The organism is Pseudomonas serboccidentalis, from assembly GCF_028830055.1.
Taxonomy (GTDB): Bacteria; Pseudomonadota; Gammaproteobacteria; order Pseudomonadales; family Pseudomonadaceae; genus Aquipseudomonas; species Aquipseudomonas serboccidentalis.
On record NZ_CP101655.1, the window covers coordinates 3461136 to 3484913 of the forward strand.

The following is a 23778-nucleotide window of genomic DNA, read 5'->3' on the forward strand; positions in this document are numbered from 1 at the left end:
CAGCAGCTCCTACAGCGGATTGGTGAGGTTTGTTGTGGTGGTTGACCCAAGGCAACTGTGATGAAATGCGACCCCAATCTCTATCGCGCAGCGCCGCCATCACTTGCCGTGAAGCCCCGTCTGATTCGCCATCTGTTCCTGCCGCCGCTGATCATCGTGTTGATGATCGGACTGGGTTACGCCGGCTTCTGGACCAGTGAACATTTCGGCATCCGCAACCTCAGCGAAAGCGGCCAGCGCCAGCTGGAACTGCATGCGCGCACGGTCGAAAGCGAGATCAGCAAGTACACCTATCTGCCCAGCCTGCTGGAACTGGAAACCAGTGTCCCGCAGTTGCTGGCCGACCCGACGCCGGAACACCGGCAAACGGTCAACGCCTACCTGGAAGGCCTGAACCGACGCAGCCGCAGTCGGGCCATCTACGTGATGGACACCACCGGCCGCGTGATGGCCACCAGCAACTGGCGCGACGTCGACAGCTATCTGGGTGAAGACCTGTCCTTTCGCGCCTATTTCCAGAAAGCCGTGCGCGGCGAACCCGGGCGTTTCTACGGGATCGGCAGCACCAGCGGCGAACCCGGTTATTACCTGGCCCACGGCCTGGAAGAACACGGCAAGATCATCGGCGTCGCCGTGGTCAAGGTGCGTCTCGAAGCACTGGAAGAACGCTGGCAGCGGGCACGCCTGGAAGCCTTCGTCAGCGACGAGAACGGCATCATCATTCTCTCCAGCGATCCGGCTCGACGCCTGAAGTCAGTGGTACCGCTGAGCGACGAAACCAAGGAAAAACTCGCCCGCAGCCTGCAGTATTACTGGTTCCCGCTCAACGAACTGCAACCGCTGGCCCGCGAAATCCTGGCCGAGGGCGTGGAGAAACTGACCTTCCCGGCCAACAGCGAACTGAGCGCCGACGACGACAGCATCAGCTACCTGGCGCAGACCCGGCCGCTGAGCGACACACCGTGGAACTTCACCCTGCTCACACCGTTGCAGGACTTGCGGCGCGAGGCGATCAACCAAGGGATTCTGGTGTCGGTCGCCTTCGCTCTGGTGGCGTTCCTGCTGATCGCCTGGAACGAGCGGCGCAAGGTCATCGCCACCCGCCTCGCCGCCCGCGAAGCCTTGCAGGAAGCCAACAATCAGCTGGAGCGTCGGATTACCGAACGCACTACCGACCTGCGCGCCAGCAACGAACGCCTCAAGAGTCAGATCCGCGAACGACGCCAGGCCGAAGAAACCCTGCGCCGCGCCCAGGACGAACTGGTGCAGGCCGGCAAACTCGCGGCCATCGGCCAGATGTCGACCAGCATCGCCCACGAATTGAACCAGCCGCTGGCGGCGATGCGCACGCTGTCCGGCAACACCATTCGCTTCCTCGAACGCGGCCAGCTCGACGTCGCCAGCACCAACCTCAAGACCATCAACGACCTGATCGACCGCATGGGCCGGATCACCGCCAGCCTGCGCGCGTTCGCCCGGCGTGGTGACGACAAGGGCCAGGCCAGTCTCGGCAAAGCGGTGGACGCGGCGCTGCAATTGCTCGGCGCGCGGGTGGACAGCATGGCGTTGCAACTGCATCGACAGTTCATCGACGTGCAGGTGCAGATCGATCAGACCCGCCTCGAACAGATTCTGGTCAACCTGATCGGCAACGCCCTCGACGCCATGCAGGCGCAACCGCAGCCCGAACTATGGCTGGAGGGCGAAGAATTCAACGGCAAATACCGTCTGCGGGTGCGCGACAATGGCCACGGCGTCGATGCCGAAGCGCGCAAGCATCTGTTCGAACCGTTCTTCACCACCAAACCCGGCGAGCAGGGCCTGGGCCTCGGCCTGACCCTCTCCGCCAGCCTCGCTGCCGCCACCGGCGGGCACCTGGGTGTCGAACACCCGGGCAGCGGTGGCACCACCTTCGTCCTCAGTTTACCGTTGGTAAGCCCTACTCCTGCCGAGCCAATATGAACCACGACCTTAGTGTGCTGATCGTCGAAGACGACCCCCATGTGCTGCTCGGTTGCCAGCAGGCGCTGACCCTGGAAGACATTCCCTGCATCGGCGTCGGCAGTGCCGAAGAAGCGCTGGCGCAGGTCGGCGACAACTTTGCCGGGATCGTCATCAGCGACATTCGCCTGCCGGGCATCGATGGACTGGAATTGCTGACCCGTCTCAAGCAACGCGACCGCAGCCTGCCGGTGGTGTTGATCACCGGCCACGGCGACATCTCCATGGCCGTCGGCGCGATGCAGAAAGGCGCCTACGACTTCATGGAGAAACCCTTCTCGCCGGAGCGTCTGGTGGACGTCGCCCGTCGTGCGCTGGAGCAACGCAGCCTAGCCCGGGAAGTGTCGTCGCTGCGGCGACAACTGGCCGAACGCGACTCCCTTGAGGGCCGCATCATCGGTCGTTCACCGGCGATGCAGAACCTGCGCGAACTGATCGCCAACGTCGCCGACACCTCGGCCAACGTGCTGATCGAAGGCGAGACCGGCACCGGCAAGGAACTGGTCGCCCGCTGCCTGCACGACTTCAGCCGCCGGCACGCCAAGCAGTTCGTCGCGCTGAACTGCGGCGGCCTGCCGGAAAACCTCTTCGAAAGCGAGATCTTCGGCCACGAGGCCAACGCCTTCACCGGTGCCGGCAAACGGCGCATCGGCAAGATCGAACACGCCGACGGCGGCACGCTGTTCCTCGACGAAGTGGAAAGCATGCCGCTGCCGCTGCAGATCAAACTGCTGCGCGTATTGCAGGAGCGCACCCTGGAACGCCTCGGTTCGAACCAGAGCGTGGCGGTGGATTGTCGGGTGATTGCGGCGACCAAGTCCGACCTCGACGAAGCGAGCAAGGCCGGCGACTTCCGCAGCGACCTGTACTACCGGCTCAACGTGGTGACCCTGGAATTGCCACCACTGCGCGAGCGTCGCGAAGACATCCTGCAACTGTTCGAACACTTCACCCAGCAGTCGGCGTTGCGTTTCGACCGGGTGTTGCCGGAACTGGACAACCAGACCCTGTCGAACCTGATGAGCCACGACTGGCCGGGCAACGTGCGTGAGCTGCGCAACGTCGCCGAACGCTTCGCCCTCGGTCTGCCGGCATTCAAGAAGTCCGGCGCCAGCAGCGGCAGCCAGGGCCTGGCATTTGCCGAAGCGGTGGAAGCGTTCGAGCGCAACCTGCTCAGCGATGCCCTGCAGCGCAGCGGTGGCAACCTGACCCAGGCCAGCCTGGAACTGGGCATGGCCAAGACCACGCTGTTCGACAAAGTGAAAAAGTACGGGTTGAGCCACTGATGGATCTGATTCTCAAAGCGGCACTCGGCGCGGCAGTGGTGGTGCTCCTCGCCGCGCTGTCCAAGACCCGAAACTATTACATCGCCGGGCTGGTGCCGCTGTTTCCGACCTTTGCCCTGATCGCCCATTACATCGTCGGCAAGGGTCGCTCGCTGGAGGATTTGAAAGCCACAATCGTGTTTGGCATGTGGTCGATCATTCCGTACTTCATCTATCTGGCGACGCTGTACGTCATGGTTGACCGCATGCGCCTGGAGGCGTCACTCGCCGTGGCGGTGGTCGCGTGGTTGATCGCGGCGACAGTGCTGGTCTCGGTATGGGTGCGTCTGCACGCCTGATCACAACCTTCGCCGCCTGCAGGAGCTTTACCCGTTGACGGTGCCGCCCCTGGACTCGGCCATGATCTGCCGGATCGCCCCGACAAAGGTGTCCACCGGCTGCCCGCCCGTCACCGCGTACTGACCGTTGAACACCACAGTCGGCACCGAACTCACGCCGCGTTGCAGCCAGAGCTGCTCTTCTTCGCGCACCTCATCGGCAAACTCGTCGGAGGCCAGAATCGCCGCCGCGCGCTGCCGGTCCAGGCCCGCGCTTTCGGCAATCTGCATCAATTGCGCGTGATCGGACGGATTGCCGCCGTCAGTGAAATACGCCTTGAACAGCGCCTCTTTCAAGGGCAACTGCAACCCCTCGAGCCCGGCCCAGTGCAGCAGGCGATGCGCATCGAAGGTGTTGTAGATGCGGCTGTTGCCATCGGTGCGAAAGGCGAATCCGACGTCGGCGCCACGGGCACGAATCGCTTCGCGGTTCTTCTGCGACTGCTCCGGGGTCGAACCGTATTTCTCGCCGATGTGCTCGGTGATGTTCTGCCCCTCGGGGCCCATTTTCGGGTTCAGTTCGAACGGCTGGAAATGAATCTCGGCCTGCACTTCTTCGCGCAGAATCTCCAGCGCCTGCAGCAGGCCGTACAGACCGACGACGCACCACGGGCAGGACACGTCGCTGACAAAATCGATTTTCAAAGCGGAACTCATCACACACCTCGCGGACAGATCACACATCGCAAAATCTGAAAGATACACCGGTAGGCGCTGCCGAAGGCTGCGATCTTTTGATCTGCAAAAGCAAAAGATCGCAGCCTTCGGCAGCTCCTACAGGGGATGTATTTCAATGTGGGAGCGAGCCTGCTCGCGAAGGGGCCAGATCAAATACCGCCAACCTATCGGTTAAAGCAGATTCCCCGCCGCCACCGGCTCGATCTGCGCCCAGTGTGACGTGTCTTCACGATGTTGCTGCAGATACGGCAACACCGCCGCCAGCAACGGCGCCTTGAACGCTTCCTGGAAACGATGGGCCAGCCCCGGAATCAGTTTCAACTGACTGCCGCGAATGTGCGCCGCCAGGTGCACGCCGTGCATCACCGGCAACAACGGATCGGCCGTGCCGTGCACCACCAGGGTCGGCACCCGCAGTTGATTGAGCAAGGCCACCCGGCTCGGCTCCGCGAGAATCGCCATGATCTGGCGCTTCACACCTTCAGGATTGAACGCGCGGTCATAAGCAATCGCTGCCTGATGCAGCAGCGCCTGCCGATCATCGCTGACCGCCGGACTGCCCAGCGCCGCCAGCAGGTCAGCCTGCTGCTCCAGCGCCACTTCGCGATTGGGCGCACCGCGTCGCGCCAGCAGTTGCACCAGCGCCGCGCTCGGTGCCGGCAAGCCTTCGGCGCCGGAGCTGGTCATGATCAGCGTCAGGCTCTCCACCCGTTGGGGCGCCATCGCCGCCAGATGCTGGGCGATCATCCCGCCCATGCTCGCGCCCAGTACGTGAAACTGGTCGATGTGCAGCGCGTCCATCAAGCCCAGCGCGTCGTCGGCCATGTCGGTCAATGAATACGGCGCCGACACCGGCAAGCCGAGCTTGTAGCGCAGCACTTCAAACGTCAGATTGGCCTCGACCGGTGCCTGGCGCCAGGTCGACAGACCGACATCGCGGTTGTCATAACGAATCACCCGAAAGCCTTGCTGACACAGCGCAACCACCACTTCGTCCGGCCAGTGGATCAACTGGCCGCCCAGGCCCATGACCAACAACAGCGCCGGGTCCGACGCGCGGCCGATGCTTTGGTAGGCAATGCTCACTTGCTGCAGATCGACATGCTCGGTCGGCACATTCACGTCGCAACGCGCGGCCGCGAACGATGGCGCACCGAATAAAAACGCGACCAGAACGGCCGCGAGCGAAAAAAAGCCCTTGATCATGAAAAACACCGAAACGCAGAACCCCAGTAGAGCGCGAGTCTGATGAAGTTTGTTCAAGCGCGCTGCCACAGTTGCGTGACAGTTTGATGAAGTTTGCCGAGCGGTCGTCAGCGCCGCCCCCAAAGCACCGCGATAACTATGTACCACCCGCCCCTGCCGTCGCTGACCTCTAATGGCGCGAACGCCGGTTTGCCCGGCCTTCACGCTCTCTGGAGATCTGTCTTCATGTTCGACGAACTCTCGCAGCGACCGACCGACTTCGGTCTCGCCCCCCCCTTACTCCCCAACCCGGATCAGAGCCTGCTGTTGAGCGCCACGGCGCGCTGGCGCGACTGCCACGATCAGTGGCTCGACCTCATGACGCAAGATCCGCCATCAATGCTTGACGAGCAGTGGTGGAGCGCCCGGGCACGGGGCACCCCAGTGACTCGCAAGGCCCACGCAATCAGCTTGTATCGGCAGCATTTCGAGGTGTCGAGCCATTGGGCGTTCGCCAACGGCACATTGGCTGAAGGACAGATCGAAGCGCTGCAGACGCTCATCGACCCGACAGCACCAGCGACCTGCACGGTGTCTGTCCAACAGCTGCGACTCAAAGGCGCGGAGCGCCCGACGGTCGAACTGGCCGGCGCGCTGCTCATCACCCTCTGTGGCGATCCAGCGGCCCCGCTCCTGTTGTATTTGCCATCGTCCACCCTGGCCTGGATAAGCTTCCATGGTCGCCTTGCCTTGCAGGGCTGGTTGATCGAGCAGCAACCGCAACTGCTCGGCCAACAGCGGCTGGAATCACCGGGCATCAGCATTGAGTACAGCGCACTCGAAGCAGCGGCATTGACGCAAAGCGCCGAGGCGCTGCTGACACAGTTCAAGCGCCTTGCGCCAGATCGCCAACGTCGCGAAACCGTGCTCTCGCTGCCTCCGGAACGGCCGGCCATCGACGGACCAGACGATCTCGCGCCGTTCTACCAGCTCAGTCCCGACATTCCATTGGGCCAGCGCCTCAGGGCCCTGAGCCTGCAGCAGAGCGCACTGGAGCACCTGCTCGGGAGCGACGTTGAAGGCGACCGGCGCGTCCCGCAACTGCAACACCTGCAACAACGGCTCGATGACCTCGCGACGGCTGAACAGGCCAGTCAAGTTGCCGCCACGCAGTTGCTCAACCCCGACAACGACCTGCAGATGCTCGAACTGCGCCATAAGACCCACCCGCATTACGCCGCGCTTTATCAGGCACGGCTGAACGGTTTGCGGGCCGAGGCCGAACTGCAAGCGAGCCTGAAGCAGATCAGCGGCGAAGAGCATCAATGGCTCAAGTCCGTGCTGGATGCGCCCGCTCAACCACGCCCGACCGAAGTCGTCGTGGCGCGACTGATGCTGGCGGTGACCGATACCGAGCACGACGCCAGCCACCCGCAAACCCAGGAGCTGGACGGGGTTCTGCTGTTCTGCCAGCCCTCGGCATTGTTGCCGTCTTCGGATCAAAGCCTGTTGCTTTACTGGCCAGGCCGCTTCGGCGGCCTGCAGCGATTCGCCTCTCGCCAGGCGCTGGAAGCGACGCTGTTCAAAATCCCGGCTCACGCTACCACCCAGGCGCTGCATATCCTGGCGCTGAACACCGATCCGTTCGAATACGGGTTGCAGATGCAGCTCTACGCCTGTGTCCAGCAGGCCAGCCAGATACTGACCGCCAATCCCCTTCCCTCGCGTGCGGCTCAACGCAGCTCGGCACTGGAAGAACTGCGCGAACAGGCCATAGCACGCCTGACGGTTCCCGCCTCGCCCTCGCGGGAGCTGAGCTACACACACCTCGTCGAGCAAAACCACAGCGCTGCACTGGCCGACCGCTTGCCGTCCTGGTTGCGTGCATTACCCGAAGCCCGACGCAAGGCGCTCAAGACCTTGTTCAGCGCTTACATCAAAGCGATGAAGGACTCCCACCGGTTGCTCGAACGCGAATTGCCTTCGCGCGACACCTTCAACCGCAACGCGATCTTCGCTGACCTGCAACAGACGTTTGGCCTGACTGAAAACGTTGAGGTCGTGCTGGACGTTCCCGACGCCACAACCTGGCGCAAAGAAGTTATCGAAGGACCGGCCCCCGGAACGCCTCAGCGCAATACGCTGATCGCCAGTACGCAACGGAGCAAGCTGCCGCTCGCCAATCTGCTGCAAGGCAACATTGACCAGTCGATGTGGTGGCGCCTGTCGTTCATGCAGGTCGAGGTCAGCGGCGGGGTCGAAGCGCAACGTCGCAAAGTCAAAGCCGCGATCACCCCGCCCTGGCTGCGCAAACTCGTGGCCAGGCAGGATCTCGCCGGCAAGTATGAAGCGCTGATCCGTCAGGCCTTTCTCGGCCCCCCGGGTGAACCGGCCTTCGACAACGCCTGGCGCCGTGAATGCCTGAGCGAGCCATGGCGGCTGATGCTTAAACTGCACGGCGCGTTTGCGCTGTTGCGGGGCGACATAACCGCCGACGGCCAGCAAATCCTCGACATCGCCATCGATGCCGACAGTCGTGCGGCCTACACGCCCCATGGCCGACGCATCGTGCTGCTGCCGGCGCACTTGAGCGCAGGCGGCGACGACACGCACGGGCAAGGGCCCAGCACACTGGCGGGCGTCACCTTCATTGAGGAGCAGATCAGCCAACAGACGCTGCTGTATCTGCCTGACAGCCCCGACGGAGTATTTCTGCGTCAGTTCGACAGCCTCGAAGAGGCGCGCAAGGCGTTGTACAACCTGTGCCTGCAAACCGCCATGCCCGCTTATCTGGCCGGGCGAGCGATCACTGGCGACGCAGACCGGCATGTCAGCCGGATCAATCAGGCGCTGCTGAAAAACTTCGACGCCATCATTGGTACGGGTCAGGCCTGGCCGGCCAGCACGTCTCTGGCCACGCACATGCTCAACGTGCACATGGGCCGATTGCTGCAAGCCCATCGCGTCACCTCGCGCTCTAACGACGCGCTGTATCTGGAAACCGTCGCGTTGCAATCCGGCACGCTCTTCAACTACCTGAAAATGGCCGTGGGCATGGTGCCCTTCGTCGGCAGCGCCATCGCTCTGTATGACGCCTGGAGCAGTGCCAATCTGGCGGTGGCGGCGTTTCTGCGTGGCGATGTCGGGCATGGCCTGGCCGAAGTGGAAGCCGTGTTGCTGTCGCTGATCGATGCGGCCATGGACGTCCTGCCCGGTACAAACGTTGCCCGCAGTGCGCGCTCCCTCACCCGTCTGCGCCAATTGCAGACATTGGGCAGACGCCCTGCAAGCCTGGTTGCTTCGACACAACGACGGGCACGCTACTCGCTGGAACGCTTCAAGGGGTACGAATACGAACGCCCGATTTCCCTCGCCGGTCTGCAACCGGGCAGCGAAGGGATGTATCGCAACGTGTATCGCCATGCCGACGGCGACTTCATCATCAGCCATGGTCGCATCTACCGCGTCGAACTGAGCCAGAGCCCGCCGCAATGGCGCCTGAGCGCAACCAGCACACGCACCTACAAGCAACCGATCGCTCTGGATGAAGCGGGCTACTGGAACAGCCATTACGCGGTGTACGGCACAACGATCGCCGGCGGCGGTGTCGGGGGTGGCGCGGTGCTCGGGCACATGGCCGACGGTCTCGATCCGCTGTGGCCCGCCGCCATTCGTGGCTGGCTCCCGCGCTGGTGGGTGGATCGCCAACTGCGCCGTCAACTGGCCCTGTCCCACAGCATCGACGCCACTACCCGGCGCCTGAATACCCAGACCCAAAGCTCCGGCCAGTTACTCGAACGCTACCAGGCGCTGACCGTTGCCGAGCGCAGGCCGTTGCAAGCCAGGGTCGACGCGGCATGTGTCAACGACATCGACGTCGCCCAGGCCGCGTACCAGGATCTCACCGAGCTGCTGCCCCTGAGCCACGGCCGCAAGCGTGTGCAGATCGAAAATTTTCAAAGCCGCTGCGCATGGGTCGTGGTCGACCGCACTATCCAGCGTCTCAACGTGTCCCGGGCCAGGTTGCTGGAATACCTGAGCAAGATCGAAGAAATGGTCGCTGAATCCGATGCAACGCCGTTCACCGATAGCGCCGCCCATCTGGCACTGATGACCCGACGCAAAGGGGTGCGCAAGCAGTTCCTCAAAGAGTTCGAGCACCTGCACAGCACCACCGAACAGGCCAATCTGTGGAATACACGCATCACCCACCGCAGCCAGAAAGCCGTCGTGGCCGACAACATCTCCGCCATAAATGAGTACTTGGGCGAAGTCACCTGCGATTACCTGAAAACCTCGAATATTCTGGAGCTCATCACCCACTACGACGCCATCGACGATTTGTCCTGGAGCTACTTTCAGGTGCAAATGAAAAAGGCCCGGTCCAAGGTTGGACGCGCACTGATGACGCAACACTACCTGCCCGAGGTTAACGCCACCCAGGTCCAGCGCAATCGGGTGCTTGAGGATTGCCTTGAGACCTACGCCGGGTTCCGCCGGCAGTTGAATGCCTGGTGCCTCGGTTATCCACAGCATCTGGACCTGGAACAGGTCACCCCTTTTCTAGACGGCTTGAGCAAAATCGAAACCCACGCGCGGCAAGCCATCAAGCACCGACAGCCGATCAAAGCCAAAGGCAACAGCGGCCGGCAACTGTTCGAAACCGAGGACAACCAATTGCTGATCGGCACCCAGACCATCGATGCCGTCACCCGACAAAAACGCTTCACCATCGAAGGTCTCGATGGCTACCGGGAAACCTGGTTGCCGCGTTCGAGCGGCAAATATCTGCTGCACACCGCATCGGCACCCGCCGCCCCGGTGATGCAGACCGACATCCAGCCGCTGCTCAAGGAGGCCCGCAAACGACTTGCCAGCGTTCCGGCCTACCGCAACAAAGTCATGGGCTACACCCGACAAGACATGTTGCCCGTGGACCTGGAGCACATGCTGAGCAGTGAAGCGCTGGAATTGAGTACCCGGGCCGACACCATCGAACGGCTGTCGCCCGACGAGTCGCTGGTGCTGCAATTGAACACTCAGGCGCAGCAACTGCGCGACGTGGGGCGAGCACTGCGCGTCGAACAGTCACTGCGCAGCCAGACGCCCACTGAAGGTTATCTGGACTATCTGCTGCAACAAAAAGTGGTGGATATCCGCAAGGACGGTGGGCTGCGTGCGCAGGGCAAGCGTGCCGACGGACGCCAGGACTTCCTGCAGGAATACGAGGTGCGTGACCTGACCAGCACCCCGCCACGCACGCTGTGGTACGCGCACTTTCACTACACGTCGGACAAAGTGCCGTTCCAGGACTTTGTCAAAGCGCACTTGAAGTTGCCGGCGCAACGCCATCTCGGTCTGCAATGGCAGCAGGCCCAAGCCGCCGGCGGCGCTCAGGTTGAAGCGATCTGGCGGGGTGACATCGGTAAACCGCTGGGCACCCGCCTGTTTTCAGCACTGTGAATCTGGAGCAGCGGAGCACACCTGGTGCGCCGCTGCCGTTTTGTGAGTCGACAGCTCGATCAACATGAGACAAACTCACCGCCTTCGAATTGATCACAAATTTTATTCATGGGGCCAGCAGTGCTTGAAATCCGTCATCTGAAAACCCTGCATGCCCTGCGCGAAGCCGACAGCCTGGTCGACGCCGCCGACCGTCTGCACCTGACCCAGTCGGCGCTGTCCCACCAGTTCAAGGAACTGGAGGAGCGCATGGGCATGCCGTTGTTCGTGCGCAAGACCAAACCGGTGCGTTTCACCAGCGCCGGTCTGCGCCTGCTGCAACTGGCTGACGCGACCCTGCCACTGCTGCGCGCCGCCGAACGCGACATCAGCCGTCTGGCCGGTGGCACTGCCGGGCGCCTGCACATGGCGATCGAGTGTCACAGTTGCTTCCAGTGGCTGATGCCGACCATCGACCAGTTCCGCGACGCCTGGCCGGAAGTCGAACTCGACCTGGCGTCGGGCTTCGCCTTCGCCCCGCTGCCGGCGCTGGCTCGGGGTGATCTGGACCTGGTGGTGACCTCCGATCCGCTGGACATCGCCGGCATCACCTACGTGCCGCTGTTCACCTACGAAGCGATGCTGGCAGTCGCCAACCAGCATCCACTGGCGAGCAAACCCTACATCGTCCCTGAAGACCTGCTCACCGAAACCCTGATCACCTACCCGGTGGAACGCGATCGGCTGGACATCTTCACGCGCTTCCTGGAACCGGCCGACATCGAACCGGCGCAGGTCCGTACTTCGGAGCTGTCGGTGATGATGATGCAACTGGTCGCCAGCGGCCGTGGCGTCTGCGGCATGCCCCACTGGGCGCTGCACGAGTACAGCTCGCGCGGCTATGTGAAGGCCAAGCGGCTGGGCGAGAAAGGTCTGTTTGCCACGCTGTACGCGGCGATCCGCACGGACATGCTGGATGCGCCGTACATGCGCGATTTCCTGCTGACGGCCAAGGACACGTCGTTCTCGACGCTGGATGGCGTCAGCGCGGTGCGCTGACGCTAAAAATCAAAAGATCGCAGCCTGCGGCAGCTCCTACACCGATCTCTGTAGGAGCTGCCGCAGGCTGCGATCTTTTGATCTTGTCCCCTCTCAGGGTAATTCACGCCACATGTGAATCTTGTCGAAGTAGTCTTCGCCGACCCGCACCGCCAGCGGCTCAAGGCCGAACTGGATGAAGCCGCAACGCTGGTACAGGTTGAACGCGGCGTCGTTGCCGGCGGTGACGGTGAGCTGGATGACTTTCAGCCCAGGGTGATTTTGTGCTTCGGCCAGCGCGGCCTGCACCAGTTCATGGCCCACACCGTGCTGACGAAAATCGGCTGACACGTACATGCCGAACAGCGTGGCCTTGTGGCGGGCCTTTTCCCGGGGTTCGAACGCCAGGCCGACGATACCGGCCAGAATGCCGGCCTCGAAGGCACCCAACACCACATCGAGCTTGCTGGTCAGGCGCGCTTCCCACCAGCTCAGCGGCATCACCGCGCGCTCGCGCACACTGGAGGTGAACGCCTGCGGATGGCGGTCGTAGGCCTCAAGCATCAGCTCGCGGTAGGCCAGCGCATGGCTGGCGTCCAGCCGTTCGATCCACATGCTCACGCCGTCCTGCGTTGTTCAAGCATCAGGCGTACAGCCAGACCACCCAGCACGAAACTCATGAAATAACGCTGCAGCGCCAGCCACGTCGGGTTACGCACGAACCACGAAGCAATGCCCGCGGCGAACAGCGCGATCAGCAGATTGACGGTGAAACTGACGCTGATCTGGGTCAGACCGAGGATGATGCTCTGGGTGAACACCGAACCGTGCTCGGGGGTGATGAATTGCGGAAACACCGAGAGGTAGAACACCGCGATTTTCGGGTTCAGTGCGCTGGTGAGAAAACCCATGGTGATCAGTTTGCGCGGAGAATCCGCCGGCAGTTGCTGCGCTTCGAACGGCGAGCGCGCACCGGGTTTGACCGCTTGCCAGGCCAGCCACAGCAAATACAGGGCACCGGCCCACTTCAGCACTTCATAGGCCATCGGCACCGCCAGAAACACCGCAGTCAACCCGGCAGCCGCGGCGAACATATGCACGAAGAATCCACTCACCACACCCAGCAACGACGTAACCCCGGCCTTGCGTCCCTGACAGATCGAACGCGAGATCAGGTAAATCATGTTCGGCCCCGGTGTCAGCACCATCAACAGCGCCGCGGCGGCGAAGATCAGCAAGTCTTGAAGTGGGATCATGGCAAAGTCCTTTGCGTGGAGATCAGGCGAGAGCGCTCAGTGAGTTGCGATAAAACGGCAGGATCAGGTCGCGTGTCAATGGCGCCAGAGCAAGTCCAGCGTCAGTAGCCGGGTCGATCCAGATCACTTCCTCGATTTCAGCAGCCGGGGCCACGTCAGTGTCGATCGTCACTTGAAAGATATCCGCCTGAACGACACACCCCGGCTCGTTGGCGGCAGGCGCCGAGAACTGGCCGAGAAAATACGCCTGCGCCGGATCGATCACCAGGCCCAGCTCTTCTTCCAGCTCGCGGGCCAGCGCGTGCACCGGCAATTCATGTGCCTCGATCTTGCCGCCCGGCTGCATGAACGCCGTGGTTCCGCGCTTGCGCACCAGCAGGGTCTGGCCTTCGGGGTCGAGCAGCAGCGCGGCGGCAATACGAATGAGGTGCGGAGATGCAACGGATGCAGAAGTCATGGGTCAGCCACCGGCCTGGAAAAACCGCAAGGATCCCATGCCCGCCCCAATGACGTCACCTCGCAGATCATTGCCCCAGCGCCTTGAGCGTGGCTTCAACCTCCTCCGGCACCTTGACGAAAATCTTGTATTTGCCGCCCTCCATGGCTTCGAATGCAATCAGCTTTTCCACCAATAGCGGGCTGAGGACCTTGCCGGCGTTGAGCAGCAGCATGCCGTTATCGGCATTGAGATTGCGCGCCAGAATCATCCCCGCTGCGAGGTCCCGAGTAGACAGCACCTTGACCGACGGATCGGCCAGCGTGACGTCGCTGAGGAACGCCGCACACACCTGAATGAAATCTTCGACCAGATCGGGATCGTACAAACGGCCGGCGTACTGGCGCAGGTACAGCAGCGCTTCATCGCTGTTCATCTGCCGTTCGAGGATCAGGCCGCGCTGCAACTCGACGAAATCCACCGCCAGCTTCAGCAAGCGTGAACCGAACGGAATGGCCTCGCCCTTGAGCCGGTCGGGAAACCCGCTGCCGTCCCAGCGCTCCTGGTGATGCAGGATCAGGCGTGCCGCGTCCTTCATCGGGTCCAGCGTCATGAGCAGCGATTCGCTCTGCTTGGGGTAACTGCGATAACGCTCGCGATCGGTATGGCGCAACAGATCCGAGGGCGTCGCCATCATGCCGTCGGTCCAGCTCAGTTTGCCGACGTTGTACAGCGCCGCAGCCATGGTCAGGTCACGGCTGGTGGCCTCGTCCAGGCCATGCTGTTTGCAGTAGCTGCGCACCAGTTCGATGATCTGCCGGTTGGTCTGCTTGGCAGGGGGCAAACGCAGATTGGCCAGTAGCGAGAACACTTCGGTGCCCGTGACATAGCTGTGTTTGAGCTCTTCGTAAGCCAGATCGAGCATGTCGGCGGTCTGCTGCAGTTCGGCCGTGCGTGCCGCGACATGCTTTTCCAGGGTGCTGTTGAGCAACTTGAGCTGGTCGTTCTGCACCCGGGTCAAGCGTTCCAGACGCTGACGCTCCTGCTCGGAATGCTGGTGTTCCAGGGACTGGCGCAGGATCAGCAGCAACTCTTCGTCGTTCCAGGGTTTGCTGATGTAACGGTGAATCTGCCCTTCATTGATGGCTTTGATGATGGCCGCGGGGTCGGCATAGCCGGTAAGCATGATCCGCGCAGTTTGCGGATGGCGCTCACGGACATGGGCCAGTAACGAGGCACCGTCCATGCCGGGCATGCGCGCATCGCTCACCACCAGATTCACCGGTTGCTGCGCGAGCATGTCCAGCGCCTGGGCACCGCTGGTGGCCAACAGAACATCATAGGGCTGGCCCCGCAACAATCGGCGCAGACTGTTGAGGATCGACTCTTCGTCATCGACCAACAGCACCGTGGGTCGATGGGACTGCATCGGGGGGGATTGCTCTTCCATGGCATGGTCTCAAGCGAAACAGGGGGTTAACGACACACCGACCGATCGCCTCTCAGGCCTGCGTCTGAGTCAAAGGCTAGATGATTTTTGACTGGATTCACGCAAATCTTCGTCCGGGACCGAAAGCGTAGTAGGAAGGAGCCGACTATGCTGTACAAGGCGCAGGACCCATCGGCTTTCGAACAGGCAAATCGCGAGGGAAAAGGATGCCCCTGATGACAACACGTCCCCCTACCGGTGTCGCGGCATGAACCCGCCAGCCGCGCACATCAATCGTCGTGTACTCATTGTCGACGACAGCCCGTCGATCCACGGCGACTTCGCCAAAATTCTCAGCCCGGTCATCCCCGGCGACGATGGCTTGGGCGAAACCGAGAATCTGTTGTTTGGCACCCCGTCCGTACAGCAATCCCAGCATTTCGAACTCGATTCGGCCTTTCAGGGCCGCGAAGCCCTGGACAAACTCGAAGCCGCGCTGGCGGAAAACCGTCCCTACGCCATGGCCTTCATCGACATGCGCATGCCACCGGGCTGGGATGGCCTGGAAACCATCGAACGGCTGTGGCAAGTCGACCCCAAGTTGCAAGTCGCCTTGTGCACCGCCTATTCCGACTACTCCTGGGAAGACATCGACCGGCGTCTGGCGCTGAACGACCGGTTGCTGATTCTGAAAAAGCCCTTCGACGCGATCGAAATCCGGCAGATGGCCAGTGCCCTTACGGTCAAATGGCAAATGACCGAGGACGCCGATCTGAAGATGAACCTGCTGGAACACGCGGTTCAGGAGCGCACCCGGGAGCTGTCCGATGCCAACATCATCGTGCAGAACAGCCCGACCATCCTTTACCGTTTGCGCGGCGATCCCTCGTTTGCCCTGATGTACATCTCCCACAACATCACCCGTTACGGCCATGTCGCCGCCGACCTGGTGCGTTCGCCCAACTGGGCGCAGGAACTGATTCACCCGGACGATCACGCCATTGTCGATGCCGCCATGGCCCGAGTGCTGGATCGGCATGCGTCAGGCGCGTCCATCGAATTCCGGATGCGCACCGGCCAGGGAACCTGGCGCTGGGTGGAGAACCGCTACATCCCGGTGCGCGATCATGACGGCCGTCTACTGGAAGTCGAGGGCATCATCCTCGACATCACCGAGCGTCGCCTGGCCGAGGACAAACTGGCGTTGCTGGCGCGCTCCGATGGCCTGACAGGCCTGGCCAATCGCGCCACACTGATCGAACGCCTGCATCAGGCGTTTGCCGCCGCGCGACGGGGCGCCATGCCGTTTGCAGTGTTTTACCTGGATCTGGACCACTTCAAGCGGATCAATGACACCCTGGGCCACCCGATCGGCGATCTGCTGCTGCAGGAAGTGGCCCGGCGCATCAAGTTCGGCGTGCGGGAAAGCGACGTGGTGGCGCGCCTGGGCGGCGACGAGTTCGCGATCCTGCAAATGGACGTCAGCGACCCGACCCAATCGGCCGCGATGGCCGCCAACATCCGCGACACGCTGCTGGCCCCCTACAACCTGGCCGGCAATGCACTGCACATTTCGGTCAGTATCGGCATCAGCAGTTACAGCGACCTCAGCCCCGATGCCGACAGCCTGCTCGGGCAGGCCGATATGGCGCTGTATCGCGCCAAGGAAATGGGCCGCAACCAGTATCACTTCCACTCCGAGGCGATCTCGCGCGAAGTGGCCGAGCGCATGACGCTGGTCAGCGAATTGATGACGGCGCTCGAGAGCGATGAGCTGCAACTGCATTACGCACCGGAGATGGATCTGCACAGTGGCAGGATTCTTGGCATGGAGGCGCAGATTCTCTGGCAGCATCCGCGCCTCGGCCTGCTGCCGGCCAGCGCCTTCGTGCCGGCGGCGGAGCGCACCGGGGCGATCATTCCTCTTGGGCGCTGGGTCCTGGAACACGCCTGTGCCCAGATGCGCAAATGGCGTGACGCAGGCGTAGCGCCGCCAGTCATGGCAATCAAACTCTCGCTGGCGCAACTCAAGAGCGGTCCCGAGTTGATCTACGACGTGCTGCGCACCACCGCTCGCTGGGAGCTGGCCCCCTGGGATCTGCGCTTCGATGTCACCGAGGCGACGCTGGCCCAGACCAAATGGACCCACAACGATGCGTTGCCGCGCCTGCGCGAGCTGGGCGTGACCATCGCCATCGATGATTTCGGCACCGAATACTCCTCGTTCGATTACCTGAAAACCTACCGGGTCAATCACCTCAAACTGGCGCAGAGCTTCATCGACAGTGCGGCCCACGATGTGGCCGGCGCCAACGCCCTGCGCGCCATCGTCAACTTCGCCCGGGACCTGAACATCGGCATCATCGCCGAAGGACAGCCGTCGCCGGACCAGCCTTGCGTGCCATCCGTCGCGCCACTGCCCAGCGCCCGGGGGCTGTATTTCAGCGCGGCGGTCTGTGCCGAAGAGGCTGGGCGACTGCTCAAGAACAGTCCGAGTCCTACGCCGAAGGAGGACGAGGCATGAAAACCCCTTTTCCCCAGACCAACCGGCGCATCCTGATCATCGACGACACGCCGGCGATTCACGATGATTTTCGCAAGATCCTTGCCCCGCAGGTTCAAGACACGGCCGATCTGAATCAACTGGAGCAGACGCTGTTCGGCACGCGCCAGTCGCAGCACCTGAGCTTCCAGCTCGATTCCGCCTATCAGGGCCAGGAAGCCCTGGCCCTGGTCAAACGTGCCCAGGCCAGCGGCACCCCCTATGCGCTGGCCTTCATCGACATGCGCATGCCGCCCGGCTGGGATGGCCTGGAAACCATCGAGCAACTGTGGCGGGTCGATCCGAACCTGCAAATTGCCTTGTGCACGGCATACAGCGACTACAGCTGGGAAGCGATGGCCGAACGGCTGGAATTCGGCGACCAGTTGCTGATTCTGAAAAAACCGTTCGACAGTCTGGAAATCCGCCAGATGGCCAACGCCCTGACCTGGAAATGGCAACTGGCGCAGGACGCGGCGCTGAAGATGCTCAGCCTTGAGCAGACCATCGAGGCGCGGGTTCACGAATTGCTCAAAGTTTCGCACCTGCTGCAATACGACAGCCTCACGGAACTGCCCAACAGCACATTGCTGGGCGATCGCCTGAGCCAGGCCATGGCCGTCTGCCGGCGCCATGACAAACAACTGGTGGTGATGTTCCTCGGCCTGGATCGCTTCAAGCGCATCAACAATGCGCTGGGCCATCCCGCGGGCGACGAGATGCTCAAACGAGTCGCACAACAGCTGTTGTCGTGCGTACGCGGCTCGGACTCGGTGTTTCGCTACGGCTCCGACGAGTTCGTGATGATCCTCGGCGACATCAACCACCCTCAACAAACCCACGGCATCGCCGAAAAACTGCTCACCGCCATTCGTCTGCCGCAGACGATTGCCGGTCATGACGTCAGCGTCACTGCCAGCCTGGGCATCAGCGTCTACCCCGATGACGGCCTCGAAGCCATCGAGTTGATCAAGAAGGCCGAGACCGCGATGCGCAACGTCAAGGAACAGGGGCCGGACAACATTGGCTTCTTTATCGAAGCCATGAACCAGCGCGCCCGGGAACAGCACAGCATCGAGTCGGGTATTCGCCGCGCCCTGCAAGAGCACGAGTTCGTCCTGCACTATCAGCCGAAAATCGACCTGCGCAGTGGCAGAGTGGTGGGTGCCGAAGCGTTGGTGCGCTGGCAGAAACCGGGGCATGGCTGGGTCTATCCTTCGGACTTCATCCCGGTGGCCGAGGACAGCGGCCTGATCGTACCGCTGAGCAAATGGGTGCTGACGCAAGCCTGTCGTCAGACCTGCGCATGGCAAGCCGCCGGGCTGCCGCCGATCCGCATGTCGGTGAACATGTCGCCCATCGATTTTCGCCAGCGTGATTTCGTCGAAGGCGTCGAGCGCGTGCTCGAGCAGACAGGTCTGGCCCCGGACTGGCTGGAGATCGAAATCACCGAAGGTGTGTTGATGCAAAACGTCGAGGTGACGATGACTGCGCTCACTCGCCTCAAGACACTGGGCACGCGCCTGGCCATCGACGACTTCGGCACCGGCTATTCCAGCCTGAGCTACCTGCGCCGGTTTCCCATCGATGTGCTGAAAATCGACCAGTCATTCATTCGCGGCCTGTGCAACGACCGCAACGATGCCGCGCTGGTGAGCGCCATCATCAACCTGGGCAAGAGTCTGGGGCTGAACGTCATCGCCGAGGGCATTGAAACCGCCGAACAGTTGGCTTTTCTCAAGGCGCATCACTGCGAAGAAGGCCAGGGCTACTTCTTCAGCGAAGCCCTGCCGGCAGACGCGTTTGCGCGCTTGCTGGCCGGCACGGAGCCCGCTCCGTGGACGATTTCATGAACACTGCAAAACCGGCCATGAGTCAGGGAGACAGTTACCGATGAGCCTTTTCCACCACGCCATGGTGTTGCTGTTGTGCGGGGTCTGTGCCGGGGCCAGTGCCGAGCCGCTGGACGAGCCTCTCAAACCGTTGCCCGCCGCGCCTCAGCAGGACGCACGGCGCGTGGAGCTCGGTCGGCGCTTGTTCCACGAGCCACGGTTGTCGATCAACCACACGCTGTCCTGCGCCAGCTGCCACCAACTGGACAAGAACGGTGCCGACAGCCGTGCCTTGTCCCTGGGCTTCGACGGCAAACCGGTGGCCGTCAACACGCCGACCGTGTTCAACGCCGCCCTCAACTTCCGCCAGTTCTGGGATGGCCGTGTCGAGACGCTGGAGGAGCAAAGCAACGTCGTCATCACCAGCCCGCATGAAATGGGCGGCGACTGGCGCACCGTGATCGAGCGGATCGGCAAAGACCCCGATTATCGTCGCGATTTCGCCGCCACCTACCCGGACGGCGTGACCCAGGCCAATGTCCAGCAGGCGCTGGCCAGCTTCGAACGCACCTTGCTGACGCCCAACTCGCGCTTCGATCAATACCTGCTGGGCAACACCGACATCCTGACGCTGGAGGAAAAGTACGGTTACCAACGCTTCAAGGAGTACGGCTGCATCGCCTGCCATCAGGGGGTGAACATCGGCGGCAACATGTTCCAGAAATTCGGCGTGTTCGGCGATTACATTGCCGATCGCGGCAACCGGACCGTGGCCGACGAGGGCCGTTTCAATGTCACTGGCGACGAAGCGGACCGGGCGGTGTTCAAGGTGCCAAGCCTGCGCAATGTCGCGACCACCGCACCGTACTTTCACGACGGCTCGGCGCCCACCCTCGAACGGGCGGTGGACGTGATGTTCCAGTACCAGTTGGGACGCATGCCGAGCGAAGAGGACAAAAAGCTGATCATTCTGTTTCTCACGACCCTCACCGGCCAATGGCCAGGCAAGCCATGATCAATATCTCCCGTCGACGCAGCCTGCTGTTACTCACCCTCGTCGCCCTGGCGCTGGCCTCGATCCTGCTGTTTCTGTATTTCAAATCCAGCTCCGATCAGACCATGACGTACACCGAATCACGGGACTTGATCCGGCAGATCAAACAACAGAATTCGCAGTGGGAAAACGAAATCCTCAAGGCCAGGGTGGCGCTGACCCACAACTACGATCCGCTGGTGTCACCGATGAACGAGATGAACCGGCTCTGGACGCGCTTCGACGCGATAGAGTCCGGACACGGCCGCAATGACTCGGCACAGTGGAATGAGGCCCACGAGAGTTTCCTGCAGGCAATGCAGGAAAAGACCCGCCTGGTCGAACAGTTCAAATCGCACAATGCGCTGTTGCGCAATTCCCTGGCCTTTTTGCCCACCGCTGAAGACGACATTCAGCAGCAACTGGCCAACCTGTCGGACTTCGATAAATTGCAGTTGCAGAGCATCACCACCGATACCTACGACCTGCTGCTCAGTGCTCTGGAGTTCGCCCAGGTCACCTCCGGTGACCGGGCCGCCGACATCGAAGTGGGCCTGAACAAACTGGCGGTGAACGCACAGCGCCTGCCGCAGGCATTTCAATCCCCGATCAAAATCCTCAGCAACCACATCAGCCTGATCGCTCGCGAGCAGCCACTGGTCAATCAGATGCTCGAAAGCATCGAAAACATTCCCGTGGCCGAGCGCCTGGACAACATCACCGTCATGCTCGATCGCGATCAGCAACTGGCCGATCGGATCGACCGGCAATATCACTTCTACCTGCTGTTGTTTTCGGTGCTGCTGATGTTGTCGCTGGTGTGGCTGGCCATCCGCCTGATCGGCAGTTTCGCCGAGATCAATCGGGTCAACAGCGCCCTGCAAACCGCCAACGATGCACTGGAGCAACGGGTCGAGGAGCGCACCCGGGAACTCAAGGACGCCCAGAGCGAGCTACTCGACGCGGCACGTCTGGCGGGCATGGCGGAAATCGCCACCAACGTGCTGCACAACGTTGGCAACGTGCTCAACAGTGTGAACATCTCCAGCGACCTGATCGCGCGCAAGCTGCGCAGCAGCAAGACCCAAGGCCTGGGCAAAGCCATGCAACTGATCAACGAGCACCCGCACGACCTCGGTGCGTTTCTCAGCGAAGACGCCAAGGGCAAATTGCTCCCCGGCTACCTCAACCAGCTGGTGGGTGCCATTGCCCAGGAACAGCAGGAAATGGTCGACGAACTGAACCAGATGAACAAAAGCGTCGATCACATCAAGGACATCGTCGCTACCCAGCAATCCTATGCCGGTGCCAACAGCATGACCGAACCGCTGTTCATCAACGAGTTGCTCGAAGACGCCTTGCGCATGAACGCCGGGGCCCTGACCCGGCATCACGTCACGGTGGTCAAGGAGTACGCCGAAGTGCCGCAGGTGATGGGCGACAAGCACCGCTTGCTGCTGATCCTGATCAACCTCATCAGCAACGCCAAGTACGCGATGTCCGACCTCAGCAACCGCCCACGCACCATGACCCTGGCGGTAAAAATCGTCGATGACGGCTTCCTCGAAATCAGCGTCAAGGACGATGGCGAAGGCATCGCGCCGGAAAACATGACGCGGATCTTTGCCCACGGTTTCACCACCCGCAAGGAAGGCCACGGGTTCGGCCTGCACAGTTGTGCCCTGGCGGCCATCGAGATGAACGGGCACCTCACCGCGCACAGCGACGGGCCGGGCAAAGGCGCGTTGTTCACCTTGCAGATCCCCCTGATCAGCGTCACGGAGAACGCATGAGCGAGCCTTCGAACCGCCGCATTCTACTGATCGACGACATGCCGTCGATTCACGAAGACTTCCGCAAGATACTCGCGCCGGCTGCCGTGCAAACGCAGGAACTGGACGACATGGAGGCCGCATTGTTCGGTGCCCAGGCGCGCCCCCAGCGCCCGTTGTTCGAGCTCGATTCAGCCTATGGCGGCGAGGAAGGCCTGGGCAAACTGGTGCAGGCCTTGCAGGAACAACGCCCCTACGCGCTGGCCTTCGTCGACATGCGCATGCCCGACGGCTGGGACGGCGCGAAAACCATCGAGCATCTCTGGCAGCAGGATCCGCAGTTGCAGGTGGTGGTCTGCACCGCCTACTCGGATTATTCCTGGGATGAACTGCTCGAACGCCTGCAGGCGCATGACCGGTTGCTGATTCTGAAAAAACCGTTCGACAACATCGAAGTGCAGCAGATGGCCAACACCCTGCTGACCAAATGGCAGATGACGGAACGGGCCTCGTTGCAAATGCACCATCTGGAACATCTGGTCGGTCAGCGCACCGCCCAGTTCAAGCAGGCCAGTGAAGAATTGCAGCGAGAAATCGATGAGCGCAAGCAACTGGAAAGCCAACTGGTGCAATCGGAAAAACTCGCTTCACTGGGTCAACTGGCCGCCGGTGTGGCCCATGAAATCAACAACCCGATTGGCTTCATCTCCTCCAACCTCGGCACGCTGGACGGCTACTTCAAACAATTGCTGAGCATACTCGACGCCTGCCAGACGCTCGGGCACGCACTGGACAACGAATCCGCCGCGCGGCTTGAGCAGTTGCGCAAAGACCTCGATCTGGATTTTCTGCTCGAAGACATCCCGGTGCTGATCCGCGAATCCAAGGAAGGCATAGGCCGGGTCGGACAGATCGTGAAAGACCTGAAGGATTTCTCCCGGGTCGATACCAATCAGCAATGGCAGTGGGCCAATCTGCAACAAGGCATAGAGTCGACCCTGAATATTGTCGCCAGCGAACTCAAATACAAGGCTGACTTGATCAAGGAGTATCAGCCGCTGCCGGACATCGAGTGTCTGCCGTCACAAATCAACCAGGTGATCATGAACCTGGTGGTCAACGCCGCTCAGGCCATGGGCCCCGAGCGCGGCACCATCACGTTGCGCACCGGGCAACAACAGGACACGGCCTGGGTCGAAGTCGCGGACACCGGCGCGGGGATCGCGCCGGACATCCTGCAGAAAATCTTCGATCCGTTTTTCACCACTAAACCGGTCGGCCAGGGCACCGGGCTTGGCCTGTCACTGTCCTACGGCATCGTGAAAAAGCACGGTGGCGACATTTCGGTACGCAGCGAACCGGGCGTGGGCACGACCTTTCGCGTCGAATTGCCGATGCGCCAGAGCCGGCCCGCGGCCTGAAGACACCTCAGGCCGCTTCCTGAAAATCCATCTCCGGCGGCTGACGACGA

General features: G+C 61.8%; 16 protein-coding genes. 10 read left to right on the forward strand and 6 right to left on the reverse strand.

The window, feature by feature from the left end; genetic code table 11:
- The first annotated feature begins 60 nt into the window (after positions 1-60).
- From aauS to NN484_RS15725, 3 genes are read left to right on the forward strand one after another with little or no spacing between them, the layout of a single operon-like run.
- Positions 61-1962, forward strand: a complete 1902-nt coding sequence (gene aauS, locus NN484_RS15715) for a two-component sensor histidine kinase AauS (RefSeq protein WP_215502285.1) — start codon at positions 61-63, stop codon at positions 1960-1962.
- Complete coding sequence (gene aauR, locus NN484_RS15720; protein WP_127648274.1) at positions 1959-3287, forward strand: two-component response regulator AauR; 1329 nt, start codon at positions 1959-1961, stop codon at positions 3285-3287. Before aauS ends, aauR begins: the two co-directional genes overlap by 4 nt.
- Before the next feature lie 8 nt (positions 3288-3295).
- Positions 3296-3625 carry a GlpM family protein gene (locus tag NN484_RS15725; RefSeq protein WP_274659299.1) on the forward strand — a complete coding sequence of 110 codons (330 nt, stop codon included), beginning with the start codon at positions 3296-3298 and terminating at the stop codon, positions 3623-3625.
- Positions 3626-3652: 27 nt separating this feature from the next.
- Here the strand turns inward: NN484_RS15725 and NN484_RS15730 are convergent, their stop codons facing one another.
- Positions 3653-4321 (reverse strand): DsbA family oxidoreductase, encoded by a 669-nt coding sequence (locus NN484_RS15730; RefSeq protein WP_274657449.1) that lies wholly within the window; start codon positions 4319-4321, stop codon positions 3653-3655.
- A gap of 192 nt (positions 4322-4513) precedes the next feature.
- Entirely contained in the window at positions 4514-5548 is a 1035-nt protein-coding gene (locus NN484_RS15735) for an alpha/beta fold hydrolase (protein ID WP_215502406.1), read from the reverse strand.
- A gap of 225 nt (positions 5549-5773) precedes the next feature.
- On the opposite strand from NN484_RS15735, the gene NN484_RS15740 reads away from it, so the two are divergent.
- A complete protein-coding gene (locus NN484_RS15740) occupies positions 5774-10990 on the forward strand; it encodes a dermonecrotic toxin domain-containing protein (RefSeq protein ID WP_274657450.1) in 5217 nt (1738 codons plus the stop codon).
- A gap of 120 nt (positions 10991-11110) precedes the next feature.
- On the forward strand, positions 11111-12028 hold the full coding sequence (gene metR, locus NN484_RS15745; RefSeq protein ID WP_127648269.1) for a transcriptional regulator MetR: 918 nt from the start codon (positions 11111-11113) through the stop codon (positions 12026-12028).
- A gap of 93 nt (positions 12029-12121) precedes the next feature.
- Here the strand turns inward: metR and NN484_RS15750 are convergent, their stop codons facing one another.
- The 4 genes from NN484_RS15750 to nosR all read right to left on the reverse strand — a co-directional run bounded on the left by NN484_RS15750 (position 12122) and on the right by nosR (position 15149).
- Entirely contained in the window at positions 12122-12622 is a 501-nt protein-coding gene (locus NN484_RS15750) for a GNAT family N-acetyltransferase (RefSeq protein WP_127648417.1), read from the reverse strand.
- A gap of 2 nt (positions 12623-12624) precedes the next feature.
- Positions 12625-13263: a LysE family translocator gene (locus NN484_RS15755; RefSeq protein WP_127648268.1), complete on the reverse strand. Its 639-nt coding sequence runs from the start codon at positions 13261-13263 to the stop codon at positions 12625-12627.
- 22 nt (positions 13264-13285) lie between these two features.
- Positions 13286-13720, reverse strand: coding sequence for an NUDIX hydrolase (locus NN484_RS15760; RefSeq protein WP_274657451.1), 435 nt, complete (start codon positions 13718-13720; stop codon positions 13286-13288).
- A gap of 67 nt (positions 13721-13787) precedes the next feature.
- Entirely contained in the window at positions 13788-15149 is a 1362-nt protein-coding gene (gene nosR / locus NN484_RS15765) for a response regulator c-di-GMP phosphodiesterase, NosR family (protein ID WP_215502289.1), read from the reverse strand.
- Between the two features lie 247 nt (positions 15150-15396).
- On the opposite strand from nosR, the gene NN484_RS15770 reads away from it, so the two are divergent.
- The 5 genes from NN484_RS15770 to NN484_RS15790 are packed head-to-tail and all read left to right on the forward strand — an operon-like array spanning position 15397 to position 23728.
- Positions 15397-17652 (forward strand): EAL domain-containing protein, encoded by a 2256-nt coding sequence (locus NN484_RS15770; RefSeq protein ID WP_215502290.1) that lies wholly within the window; start codon positions 15397-15399, stop codon positions 17650-17652.
- The gene (locus NN484_RS15775; protein WP_215502291.1) at positions 17649-19523 is read left to right on the forward strand and encodes a putative bifunctional diguanylate cyclase/phosphodiesterase; all 1875 of its coding nucleotides are present in this window, start codon (positions 17649-17651) and stop codon (positions 19521-19523) included. Before NN484_RS15770 ends, NN484_RS15775 begins: the two co-directional genes overlap by 4 nt.
- Before the next feature lie 40 nt (positions 19524-19563).
- The gene (locus NN484_RS15780) at positions 19564-20517 is read left to right on the forward strand and encodes a cytochrome-c peroxidase (protein WP_274657452.1); all 954 of its coding nucleotides are present in this window, start codon (positions 19564-19566) and stop codon (positions 20515-20517) included.
- Positions 20514-22328: a DAHL domain-containing protein gene (locus NN484_RS15785; protein WP_215502293.1), complete on the forward strand. Its 1815-nt coding sequence runs from the start codon at positions 20514-20516 to the stop codon at positions 22326-22328. The genes NN484_RS15780 and NN484_RS15785 overlap by 4 nt, the downstream gene beginning before the upstream one ends.
- A complete protein-coding gene (locus NN484_RS15790) occupies positions 22325-23728 on the forward strand; it encodes an ATP-binding protein (RefSeq protein WP_215502294.1) in 1404 nt (467 codons plus the stop codon). Before NN484_RS15785 ends, NN484_RS15790 begins: the two co-directional genes overlap by 4 nt.
- Positions 23729-23778 lie beyond the last annotated feature (50 nt).